At 51.4% G+C, this 255-nt stretch carries 1 rRNA gene; it reads left to right on the forward strand.

Annotated features, from left to right (window positions below):
* Positions 1-255 (forward strand): 23S ribosomal RNA (locus G3N94_RS42075); the annotation flags it as partial.

Raw genomic sequence — 255 nt, forward strand, 5'->3', positions numbered from 1 at the left:
CCCAAAGTAGTGGCGAGCGAAATGGGATCAGCCTTGTACTCTTTATTTGTATTGTTAGCCGAACGCTCTGGAAAGTGCGGCCATAGCGGGTGATAGCCCCGTAGGCGAAAACAGTATGAAAGAACTAGGTGTACGACAAGTAGGGCGGGACACGTGAAATCCTGTCTGAAGATGGGGGGACCATCCTCCAAGGCTAAATACTCGTGATCGACCGATAGTGAACCAGTACCGTGAGGGAAAGGCGAAAAGAACCCC

Origin of the sequence: Burkholderia sp. Ac-20353 (assembly GCF_017104785.1) — a bacterium.
GTDB lineage: Bacteria > Pseudomonadota > Gammaproteobacteria > Burkholderiales > Burkholderiaceae > Burkholderia.